Genomic DNA, 12,569 nt, shown 5'->3' with positions numbered 1-12,569 from the left:
TAGTTCTGAAAGGATAAAATTTGGATAACCCCAAATAAGCAATAAAGGGAAATATACAAATCTTCCGAACATGACTGGGCAACGCCTGGGGTAATAACAATAACCACGCTCTAGCGCCCTGATAAGGGCAGTTTAATTATTGAGTCGGGCTTACAGCCCGTAGAAAAATCTTCCGAACATGACTGGATTAAAACCCTGGGCTAAATCGAACGGGCTTACAGCCCTTGCTTACAAACAGTAACTAATTCAAAGACCGATTGGAGTTTTGACATACCTACATTGATAAAAAACTCCATTTCCCCCCTTTTTCCTTCATTTTAATTCCCAATTAATTCTTTATTATCTCTTTTATTAATCATTCCCAGTTTTCTTTGCCTTAAAAATCAGCAGTGATAAACTAAAGATATAAGGTAAAGATGGTTAGAATGATAAGGAGTGTTTTACTCACAACGTTTTTATTTTTTTCAATAGGTGTTATGGCTCAATCAGGCCGTAAACAGTATGATTCATACAAAGGTTTGGTTATGGCAGGTTATCAGGGGTGGTTCAATACCCCTGATGACGGAGCCAACCGTGGATGGTATCATTACAATGGGCACAATGGCTTTCGCGATGGTTCCTGTTCTATAGATATGTGGCCCGATGTGTCCGAATATGAGAAAACCTACCAAACTGAGTTTAAGTTTGCCGATGGTACCCCTGCCTATACATTTAGTTCTCACGATGAATCTACAGTAAACACCCATTTCCGGTGGATGAAAGAGTATGGACTGGATGGCGTTTTTATGCAACGTTTTGTGGGCGAAATAAAAAGTATCAGTGGAAAGAAACACTTCAATAAAGTATTAACTTCGGCCATGAGAGCGGCCAATCAATACGAACGGGCCATTTGTGTAATGTACGATTTAAGTGGTATGCGTTCTGGCGATGAACAGGTATTACTGAACGATATAAATGAGGTAAGTAATGACCATACCTTAAAAGATCGCAATAAAAATCCGTCCTATTTATATCATAATGGTAAACCCCTTGTTGTAGTATGGGGAGTAGGTTTCAACGATAACCGTCGTTACGGATTAAAAGAAGCAAAAATAATTATTGACGGATTAATTAATCGCGGTTATAGCGTAATGCTTGGCGTGCCCACCAACTGGCGAACCCTGAAAGGAGATACAGAACCTTACCCTGAATTGCATGATCTTATTCGCAAATGTGATATTATAATGCCTTGGTTTGTAGGACGGTATAACGAAAGTGGTTACAACAGGCATCATAAGTCTATCTGCGAAGATATAAAGTGGGCTAAAGCAAATAAAGTAGATTACGCACCACTTGCCTTCCCTGGGTTCACTTGGAAAAACATGAAAGGAATAAATTCTACGCAGATAGACCGTAATAAAGGTAACTTCCTTTGGAAACAGTTGCATGGTGCTTTAGCTGCCGGTGCAGAAATGTTGTATGTGGCTATGTTCGATGAAATAGATGAGGGTACCGCCATCTTTAAATGTGCCAAAAAGGTTCCTGTTGGCAAGAGTGTATTTGTGCCTATTGATGAAGAACTACAATCCGATCATTATCTGTGGCTGGTAGGGCAATCGGGTAAAATGCTTCGCAAAGAAATACCGTTATCAAAGAAACAGCCGGAGAGGAAATGAGCCTGTGTGTAAAAGTGTAAAAGTGCCACGCCTGTGATACAAAAGTACCACGCTTGTGATACAAAAGTGCCACGCTTGTGATACTTTTGTACCACAGGCGTGGTACTTTTTTCTCATGCCTAAAAAAACCGTGGTACTTTTGTCTCAGTGTTTTAAAATGCGTGGTACTGTAATGCGTTGATTGTCAATGGTGCTATTGTGTAGTCCAACTTAATTAACACGTATTGGATAGGATTATCGTTCCGAATTATTTCCATTAATAACCTCTGCCAGCGAGTATTTATATTTAGTTCCCAGTAGGTTATAATATTCTCGGCAATAATTATCATAGAAAGTCTTAGCTAGCCCCATCTTACCCGACTCACTCAATATCTTACACTTAATGTGCAGTGCATCCTCATTGATAAAGTCGTGTTGAAATAGCGTTTCTGCTATTCTGAATTTAAGATTTGCACTTAGATTTTCTTGACTTATCAGCAAATCACTCAGCGTATCGATGGTAAGATTTGAGAAATCGCTCTTGAATCTGTCAATCCAGTCAATCTCTGTATTGGGCAATAAAGTTCCTCGCAGCAATAGTTCCAGTAGCTTATTATACTCATCCTCATCAACCATCTTATCTTCTTTAATCTTTTTCAGATAAAGCATTGCTTCAGTGTAATCACATAAAACACTCTCGTCGGTTTGAATACTCCAGAAACCACCTTCGGTAATAATATCAATGTTACCCACCTTTTCGAGCAGTGTTCTTAATTTGCTTAAGTACACATTACGGTTATTACGGGCCGAACTTTCGTTCTTATCACTCCACAACAGTTGTAGCATTTTCTTTCCCAGAATCCCCCTTTTGTTTTCTTCGGTATATAAAACCAACAGAATTAATAACGCTTTCAGGGTAGGGGTGAATATGGAAGTGATATCCTCACCATTTTTATCTCTAACATGAAAACCACCTAAAAAACAAATACACGATTTGGTAAAGTCGTAGCTTGGCACCAAAATTGTTTCTTCTTTTTCTTTCTTGGTTTTTACCTCTATAACTTCGGTGGTAACCTCTTCTTCGTAAACAGTAACAGGTTCTTTTTTTCTCTTTTTGTGTTTTTTACTCCAATAAATACCAGCAAAAGCAACAATGAAAACAACAATAGCAATTATAAAAGGTAACAATGAATTGCTTTTACTGGCTACGGGCACAGTTTGCAACAGTTCGTTGATAGCAACAGGCGGATAATTGATAGAATAAATGCTGATTTTTGCATTGTTGTTTACATCTGTTAGGTTTACAAAAACAAATAGCTTTTTTTGTGAAGGCGAGTAATATAGATTGGAGTAAAGAAACTGTGCCTCAATATCCATTTCAATGGGTAGCGACATTAGTTCAAAGCCCGGAGTGTTGGTTGTTATCTTCATTAATGTACCACCCGCCTGAATAGTAAACATGTAAAAGCAATTCTTTTCGGGATCGTAAATAAGGTTTTCCGAAGGAATAAAATCGCCTCCTTCAACACTTTCAATATCCCAAAGCTTGTTTATTTGGTTGGTTTGTAAATTAACAGCATAAAAATCGTAGAAGTTCTTAGGAAACAGTTCTTGCCTTCCCGATTTGTTACCTCGTCCACCAAATATATATAAGGTGTTGTCAATAAGAGTAGTTCCCGAACTGTAGCGTGGTGAAATATCTGTTAGTTGAACTTTGTTTCCGGCTTTATTTCCAAATGGATATATTTTAACCAGATCATTGTTGTACTTGTAGAATCCATATCCTCCAAAAGAGATGATAGACATATCTTCCTGATTAAAAAATACACTATTATTCCAATAACTATGTTCTTTGGTGTTTGGGGTATGATTACTCCATGTTTGGTTTTCGAACGAAAAGAAAGAATAAATATCTTCGTCCATATTATAAGAAAGGAGTGTGTTTCTTTCCGGAATGTATATAAGTTGGTTAGGCGAGTTAGCTGCATATAGCCCATCTTTAACCTGAATTACTTTTTCCTTATTGGTTTGGGTATTAAAAGCAATGATTTCTTTTGAATTGTTGACAATATAAAATTCATCTTCTTTAGGGTTGAAGGCAACCGAAGGCGAACCGGATATTGTTGTGTGGAATACTTTGTTCCAAGTAACATGGTCGTCAATCAGCCAATATGGATTCAAAGCAATTGCCGGAACATTGGCTATGCTGTCGTAACATACTTCGTGATAATGTTTTTCCAGTTTCCAGTATCTGAGTGGGGTATTGTTTTTAGATATTCGGATATCTTTAAGATTGAATGATGCAACATTTTCGAGCATTTTTCCATCAAACAAGCAAAGCCCAAAAGCTGTTTTAAAATTTTTCGATTTTGATATAGGGTATTGAATGGTTATTTCTTCCTTGCCATACACCAGTTTAATCACATTGTTTTTAGGAGATAAAGTAATACTTACCGGAATCCATTGTTCGCGTACCACCTCCTGTTTAATGGGATATACTGATTCGTTCACAACAAAAACAGGAAACCGTTTATCGTCGACCCCCACAGTAATTAACAAATCAATGTTTTCGTTCTTTTCGGTAAGTAGCCGTAATATGTTTCCAAATACATTGTCGTTTCTTATATAAATATCAAAACTCAGTACTATATCTCCATTCAATAAAATCGGATTACCGTTTTCCAGAACCAGATTAGACAGCTCGGATGTTTTAAGCGGATATGATTTTATATATAAGCCATAGTCCGGTTTAGTAGCATTTATAATAACAGGTAGTAATAATATGAGGAGCAGTAATCGTATTTTCATATGGCTATAGAAGAGTTATAAATTGGTACTCATATTACAAAGATAATAGATTTACTTTTATGTAATCCAGCAATCGAAAATGTTTTTAAAAAATGCTCAAATCTTTACCATTTTAATTGGATTTTAATTCGATATTAACTCCGGTGAAAGTGTTTTATTAAGTGAATAGTGCTTTCTTTGCGCTAAAACAATTCACTAATTTATTTATTATTATGAAAAAACAATTTATGAATGCGCTCTTATGTGGAGCAATGATTTTTTCAGCTGGAACATATACATCATGTAGTTATGATGATGAGTTGAAATCAAGACTAACTGTGGTTGAAGGTAAAATCGCTGAACTCAAAGAGCAATTATCTAAAGCACTTACTACTGGTGCATCAATAACAAAAGCTACACAAATAAATGGGGTATGGACACTGGAGTTGAGCGACGGACAAAAGATAACAATTGCCGGAGGCGGAGCAAATATAACTGTAACCGATGAAGGAGATAAAATGGTTATCACAGTAGATGGTACCCGTTATGAACTACCTAAAGGTGGTGCTGTGAGTTCGTTGGTTTATAGTCCGGAATATGCAGATGGTATTGTTTATATAGGTAACGCAGGTGCTACAATAAAATTGTTGGCTACACCTGTAGTTAGCGAAGATGCTTTGAAGAATGCTACATTCGACATTGCCGAAGCTCACGAACTTAAAACCCGTGCCGGAAGTGATTTGTTTGAAATAAACGGTGATGTAACACTTGATGGCGATTTGTTGGCTGTACCGGTTAAAGCAATTGAAACTGTAGAACCCGGAAAAAGCTATGCTGTTTCTATTCTGATGAATATTAACGGAACTGCTATCAGTTCTAACTACTTCACAGTGAAAGTATCCGATGATTTCTCGGTAGAGGTACCCGAAGAAATTGGTGGTTTTGAAGTTAAGTCGGAATACAATTACAAAGCACTTGCAGAAGGTTTCAGCGAAATAACAATAAATGGTGCTGCTCTTCTTAAAGTAACCAACTTTAAAGATTTATTTACTACACTTCCTGAAAATGCAGAATTTACAGTAGCACGTAAAGGTCAACAGCCGGGTGGTGATGCTCAAGAAAAATGGGATCTTCTTAGTACAAGTTTAAAGAAAGATGGTAGCTGGGCATTCAGTGACCGGCCAGGAACAAGCTTTAACAGCAATGAAGAACGTGCAGGATTCTTGGTGAATATTACTGCTAGTGGTGTAGTAAAAGCTAAAATTTATGTGATTATTAATGACGAACTGGCTGATTTGAATTTTGAAAATGCACTTCCTGCTGGCCCGGAAGCTGAATGGGGTGGACGTGAGTTTTCATTAGATTTGGGTGCTCAGGAAGTTGACATTCAGAAATCAATTGCTAACTATGAAGAGTTCTTCCCAATCATTCACGGTGCTACCGATTTCTTTGAGAAGTGGGGAAGCGCTCTTGTGACTCTGGAAGATGAGGGTGATGTACTTTGGAATGATGGCGAGAAACTAACATTAGGCAGTGTGGGTAGCGAATATGCGGCCGGTTCTAAAGGTATATACTTCTTCTGCCGCGGATTTGCGATTTATGTACCCGAAGCATTAGCTACCGATGGTAAATATAAAGATGAAAACGGCAAAGAATATTCTGGTGCTGAGGGGTATGGTTATGACCACTGGGGAGCACAAGGAGTTGATATGAATAATCAATTTATGTTGAATGAAGGTCGTGATTGGGGTTTTGATATCACTCAGGATGGCAAAATAAAAGTTCCTGCTTCGTATACCGGTTATGGTCTTCGCTTAGGAATTGGGGCTTGCTACGAATATGCGTATGGTGTGAAGAAAATTGGTGGAGGAGATCAGTTCGGTTTGTACTTCTTCAACCGTCGTTTGGCTCCAGAAGGTGCAAAAATGCCTGCACCCAAAGAATAAGTTATTAACAGAGGAGTTATAGGAGTTAAAGCTTTTTCAGCCAATAACTCCTTTTAACTCCTAGCAAAGCGATAACTTCTTTAACTCCTGAAGGAGTGTGAAACTTATCAGATTAATGAAGATTTTTTTAATGAACAGAAAATCTAATGATGAAACAATATAATATAAATAATACAAGAAGAAACACATGGAAGTCTGTCATGATTGCTCTTTTGTGTATGTTTATCGCTCTGCCGATGAATGCACAAAACAGAACTGTTCATGGTACAGTGACTGATACTTCCGGCGAACCGGTTATCGGAGCCAGTGTAAGGGTAAACGACACAACTCGTGGAACGATTACAGGTTTAGATGGTCAGTTTACAATAGAAGCATCGAGCAGTGATAAATTGCTTATTACTTTTATTGGTTATATAGATGCTACGGTAACAGCTTCTTCTACCAATTTAGCTATTACTTTAAAAGAAGACTCTAAAGTATTGGACGAAGTTGTAGTGGTAGGTTACGGAACACAAAAGAAAGCAACCTTAACTGGTGCGGTTTCGGCCATTAACAACAAAGAAATGACTGTTACCAAGAACGAAAACGTGGTAAATATGCTCTCAGGTAAAATACCGGGTGTACGTATTACCCAATCTAGTTCACAACCGGGTGAGTACAGTAATAAGATAGACATACGTGGTATGGGCGAGCCTCTGATTGTTGTGGATGGTATTCCACGTGATAAAGACTATTTCTCGCGTATGGATGCTAACGAAATAGAAAACGTATCTGTATTGAAAGATGCTTCCGCCTCTATTTATGGTATTCGTGCAGCTAATGGTGTAATTCTGGTAACCACAAAGAAAGGAGAAACAGTTGGGGGTAAGATGGATATTACATTCTCTGCCAATTATGGCTGGCAAAGTTTTTTGTATGTACCCGAAACCGCTAGTGCTGTAGACCACATGCTGCTGGTAAACGAAAAATTACATAACAGATTCGGTGATAATTATCCCATTCGTGCTACTGCTCCATATACCTGGGATCAGATGCTGGAATACAGCACTGGACTTAAACAAGGTACGAACTGGACCAAAGAGCTTTTTAAAGACAATGTACCACAACAACAATATAATATCAGCATGAATGGTGGTTCGGAGAAGATTAACTACTTCTTCAACCTTGGTTATCTTCAGCAAGAAGGTTCTTACCGCAGTGGCTCTCTTAATTACGATCGTTGGAACTTCCGTAGCAATGTAGATGCAAAAATTACTAATCGTTTGAAGGCTAGTGTACAAATGAGTGGTTATATGGATGAAAAGAACCAGCCCTTTACCGATATTTGGTCGGTATATAAAAAGGCATGGACTTATAAACCTACTTCAAGTGCATGGATAGATGGTGACCACTCACTTCCGAGTTACGATAGTGAGATGTTGGAAAGCGAAAACCCCGTAGCTGCTACCGATAGTCGCTTTACTGGTTATCGTCGTGAAAAACGAGTAAACTTTAACGGATCAATGGCACTTATATACGATATTCCCGGAGTAAAAGGCCTTAATGCACGCGCATTTTATAGCTACGATTACAACACAAGTAATAATACAGCTCTAAAACGTATGTATAGCTTGTATAGTCGTAACACCAGCGGAGAATTAGATGCTCTGGTACGCAACGAAGATCCTTCTTTACGACGTTCAACCAGTCCGAGCTACGGAACCATAATGCAACTATCGCTAAACTATGCCAACAAATTTGGCGATCATAACATTAGCGCATTTGCCATGTTCGAAGAACAATATAGCAATTGGGACAGTTTCTTTGCACAGCGTGTAATGCTTTTGGATGGCGATGAACTGATTTATGGTGAAGATGATAAACAATTCGCCTCAATGGAAGGTTCTGGTGAGAAAACCCGTCAGGCGTTTCTGGGTAGAGTAAACTACGATTACAAAGGACGCTACATGGTTGATTTTGCATTTCGTTACGATGGTTCATCCAGTTTCCCAAAAGGTGCTCGTTGGGGTTTCTTCCCCTCGGTATCTGCCGGATGGCGTATCAGTGAAGAACCATTTATGAAAGAATTGATACCTTACCTTAGTAACCTGAAACTACGTGCTTCTTATGGAGAAATGGGAGACGATGCAGACGCTTCTACCTATCCACAAACAGCAGTAGCGTATTCAATAAATAAGGATAAGATTGGTTATTTCTACAATGGTAAATACATGACTGGTGTTGCTGCAACAGCTATTCCTAATCCTGACCTTACGTGGTACACAGCTAAAATATATAACCTTGGGTTAGACTTCGATCTCTGGAATCAGAAATTAACCGGTACAGTCGAAGTGTTTAAACGCAAGCGCGATGGGCTTTTGGCCACTTCGTCGGCGGTTATCCCCGGTACTGTAGGTGCGTCTATGCCACAAGAAAACATAAACAGCGACCAAACATTTGGTTGGGAAATAAGTTTGGGTCATCGTAATACAATAGCTGGTGTAAACTATTGGGTAAATGGACAAATATCTGCTACCAAGAATCGTTGGGATTACCGTTTAGATGGTCAGGCAGGAAACTCAATGGAAAACTGGTACCGTCGTGATGTATCCGGCCGTAACCGAGACATTTGGTTTGCTTATAAAGAGGGAGGACGTTTCAGTAACTACGACCAGATACGTTATCATGGAACAACCGGTGCTAACTTAGGACAAGGTACACTACCAGGTGATTATTGGTATCAGGATTGGAACGGCGATGGTATTGTAAATGATGCCGACAAGCATCCTGTGGCTACTTTTAACATGCCTGTATTTAATTATGGTATTACTCTGGGTGCTGATTGGAAAGGTATTGACCTGTCTATGAACTGGCAGGGGGCTGCCGGAGTTTATAACTCTTATGGTGAAGTATTTGCCGAAGTGGCTCCGTTTAATGGGGGTGCCGTACTCGATATTTATAAAGACCGCTGGCATACAGTAAATGTTACCGACGACCCATGGAATCCCAATACACAATGGATCTCTGGTCTTTATCCGGCTACAGGGCATAGTTTTACCGAAGGAACAACAGGAATCCAGAATACATCCTACATACGTTTGAAAACACTTGAACTGGGATATACATTGCCCAAAATATGGGTACACAAAGTAGGTATTCAAGATCTTCGTTTTTATGTGAATGCTTATAATCTGCTAACTATTACCGGATTAGACAATATAGACCCCGAACGTCCCGGACGTCAGGGAGGAGCCAACAATAACGCCGACGAAGGTATTCTGTTCTATAACTACCCGGTGAACCGTACATTTAATATTGGCGCAACAATTAAATTCTAAAGAGGAATATGAAAACAATAAAATATTTATTTGTGGCAGCTGCATTAAGCCTTACGGTAACTTCATGTTATGACATGGATCTCGAACCTAAAGGACTTATTTATGAAAATGGTTTGTTTATATCCGATAATGGTATAAAGAAATATTTTGCACTGATTTATCAGGATATGCCCATTGAAGATTTTAACTACAAGCAAAACGGTGATAACAAAGGTTTTGCTACCGTAAACCAGGGAGGCTGGCATACAGGTAATAAATGGGAAGCCCAGAAAGGAAGTCCCGCTTCGGCAGCAGGCGAAGCTACCGGACGTGAACCTTCTTATGGAGACGGTTGGGGATATTGGAATTACGACCGTATTCGTGATATTAATTACTTTATAGAAGCATTTCCTAAATACCGTGAATATTATAAAGAAGATGAATATAACGCACATTTGGGCGAGGCTTACTTTTTGCGTGCATTTTACTACTTCGGAATAGTAAAACGATATGGTGGTGTACCTATTGTAGATAAAGTACTTGATCCAAAGGCACCTACCGAAGAGTTACAACAACCCCGCAATACAGAGTACGACTGTTGGAAGTTTATTTACAGCGACCTCAAATTTGCGATGGAAAATGCCTCCACTGATAAAAAAGAATTGGGGCGTGCCAACCGCTATGCTGCCGCCGCTCTTATGTCGCGTGCAATGTTATATGCCGGTTCCATAGCTAAATATGGTGGTTATATAGGAACCAAAGGTCCCGCTGTTAGTGCAGGCCTTATGGGAATGCCCGCGGACAAAGCACAAGAATTCTTCCAGTATTCTTACGAAGCCGGTAAGTTCCTGAAACAAGCAGGTTATAAACTGCACACTGGAGCCGACAAAGAAAAGGCATACCTCGAAGTATTTATCGGCGATAACGAAGACGAAGATATCTTTATTAAACAGTATGGAGCATTGTCAAGTACCATTCCGGATGTTAGTTTGTTTCATAGTTGGGACACTATGGTATTACCCATAGGCGAAGGATTAGCTAACAGTGTAGGATGTGCTTTGCAACCTGTATGGGAGCAGATGGGGCTCTATCAGATGCCTGCCATTATTGATGAAGATGGCAAACCTGTTCGTTTCGACAGAATAGAAGATCTTTGGGATAACGACGTCATGGAACCCCGTGCCCGTGCTACTTTCTTCTTCCCCGGAATGACCGAAACAGCTTCTGGTGTGAAATTGGATATTCAGGGTGGTGTGTACAAAGCATATCCGGGTTTGGCAAGCGATGGTACTGCCGACACTCAAGCTAGTGTTAACGATTACACCAACGAGTATCGGGTAAGAGCTTCTAAACCAGGTGAAAATCAGGAAATAAATGGTCAGAAGGTAAAAGTAAATGGAAATCATGGTTTGGCCGAAGGTACTGGCGACGAAGGATATACCCGTACAGGTGCATTCATTCGCAAGTATGTAAACTTCAATGCTGCATCAGGCACCCGTGTGCTTCATGGTAGCACCCAATCGTGGAAAGTATTCCGTTACGGCGAAATTCTTTGCAACATGGCCGAAGCTGCTTATGAATTAGGATTGGCAAAGAACGACGAAGCTCTCAAAACAGAAGCTTTTGAATACGTAAACGAAATTCGTGACCGTGCCGGAGCAAATCGTCACAACATGGTAGAGAATCCCGAAGATGTAGGTTCGCCCATCTATGGTTTCCCTATCGACGAAAACCTGCAATACATTCGCGACGAACGTGCCCGTGAGCTATGTTACGAAAACCATCGCTTGTACGATATCCGTCGTTGGAGAGTTGCCGATATAATGTTCCAGAATGGCGCTTATACACATACGCTCCTTCCTTACTATGTTTTAAATGAAGATAAATACATCTTCCTGAACGAAGTAGAACGTGAAGGGCGCAAAGTGAATTTTGAGAAACGTTGGTATTACGAACAAATCCCCGGTGGAGAAATAGGTAAGAATCCAAACCTTATTCGTAATGATGGTTATTAGTCAGTAGCTAGTAGTTAGTAGTCAGTAGTTAGTAGCTATATGGTACTAATTACTACTATTTAACTACTGCTGACAAATTTAAAACTAATTATAAAACTAGCTAGTAACTACTAGCTACTAACTACTAATTATATGAAAAAGTTAATATACAGTCTGTTTGTTGGTGCATCGGCTTTTTTAATGGCTTCGTGCATGGGAATAGATAACTTCGACGCACCGGATGCTCATTTTACCGGACGCATAATTGATTCAACCACAGGCAAGAACATTCTGGCCGATCAGGGAGAATGCCGTGTACGTATCTGGGAAAAAAGTTTTAGTCTCAATCCGGCGCATCAGGATATTCCGGTAAAGCAAGACGGAGAATTTAATAACAACAAACTATTTAAAGGTACATACGATGTTGTTCCCGAAGGAGCTTGGTGGCCTGCTGATACTATTCGTGTAGGTATTGGTAAGAAAACAGTTGAGAACTTTGAGGTAACTCCTTACCTAACGCTGTTCGACTTCACTACAGAACTGGTGGGAGATTCTCTTTTCATGACTTGTCGTTTGGATGCTCCCAAGAAAGAAGGTTTACCCCAGATTATGGAAATACGTCCGTACTTGAGTTTGAATCAGTTCTGTGGTGCAGCCAACTGTATTGGTCAATATAATAATAACGACCACAAAGTAAATATAATGAAAACATGGGATAAACTGGATAAGGAAGCAGATGGTAAGAGCATTAAGTTTACTGCTAAAGCCAAAGTAAAACCCGGTTACATTTATTTTGTTCGTATGGGTGCAAAGGTACGCGATACTCACGAAAAGTTTAATTACACTGAAATAAAGATGATTGAGGTGCCTCAGTAACTTAAAAAGGTAATGATGAAACTAAAAAACATTTTT

6 protein-coding genes are annotated in these 12,569 nt (G+C 39.4%); 5 read left to right on the top strand and 1 reads right to left on the bottom strand.

The window, feature by feature from the left end; genetic code table 11:
- Positions 1-476 precede the first annotated feature (476 nt).
- A complete protein-coding gene (locus D0T85_RS19700) occupies positions 477-1,655 on the top strand; it encodes a glycoside hydrolase family 71/99-like protein (protein WP_239060772.1) in 1,179 nt (392 codons plus the stop codon).
- A gap of 234 nt (positions 1,656-1,889) precedes the next feature.
- On the opposite strand, the gene D0T85_RS19695 is transcribed toward D0T85_RS19700, so the two are convergent.
- A complete protein-coding gene (locus D0T85_RS19695; RefSeq protein WP_163215222.1) occupies positions 1,890-4,442 on the bottom strand; it encodes a hypothetical protein in 2,553 nt (850 codons plus the stop codon).
- Positions 4,443-4,654: 212 nt separating this feature from the next.
- On the opposite strand from D0T85_RS19695, the gene D0T85_RS19690 reads away from it, so the two are divergent.
- The 4 genes from D0T85_RS19690 (at position 4,655) to D0T85_RS19675 (ending at position 12,533) form a co-directional block, all read left to right on the top strand.
- The gene (locus D0T85_RS19690) at positions 4,655-6,367 is read left to right on the top strand and encodes a hypothetical protein (RefSeq protein ID WP_163215221.1); all 1,713 of its coding nucleotides are present in this window, start codon (positions 4,655-4,657) and stop codon (positions 6,365-6,367) included.
- A gap of 146 nt (positions 6,368-6,513) precedes the next feature.
- Entirely contained in the window at positions 6,514-9,684 is a 3,171-nt protein-coding gene (locus D0T85_RS19685) for a TonB-dependent receptor (protein WP_239060771.1), read from the top strand.
- An 8-nt stretch (positions 9,685-9,692) separates the two neighbouring features.
- Positions 9,693-11,678, top strand: coding sequence for a RagB/SusD family nutrient uptake outer membrane protein (locus D0T85_RS19680; RefSeq protein WP_163215220.1), 1,986 nt, complete (start codon positions 9,693-9,695; stop codon positions 11,676-11,678).
- A 132-nt stretch (positions 11,679-11,810) separates the two neighbouring features.
- Positions 11,811-12,533, top strand: coding sequence for a DUF3823 domain-containing protein (locus D0T85_RS19675; RefSeq protein ID WP_163215219.1), 723 nt, complete (start codon positions 11,811-11,813; stop codon positions 12,531-12,533).
- Positions 12,534-12,569: the final 36 nt, after the last annotated feature.

Source organism: Bacteroides sp. 519 (assembly GCF_010500955.1).
GTDB lineage: Bacteria > Bacteroidota > Bacteroidia > Bacteroidales > Bacteroidaceae > Bacteroides.
The sequence above is the reverse complement of the archived record's forward strand: the minus strand, read 5'-3'. Positions and strand labels throughout refer to the sequence as shown.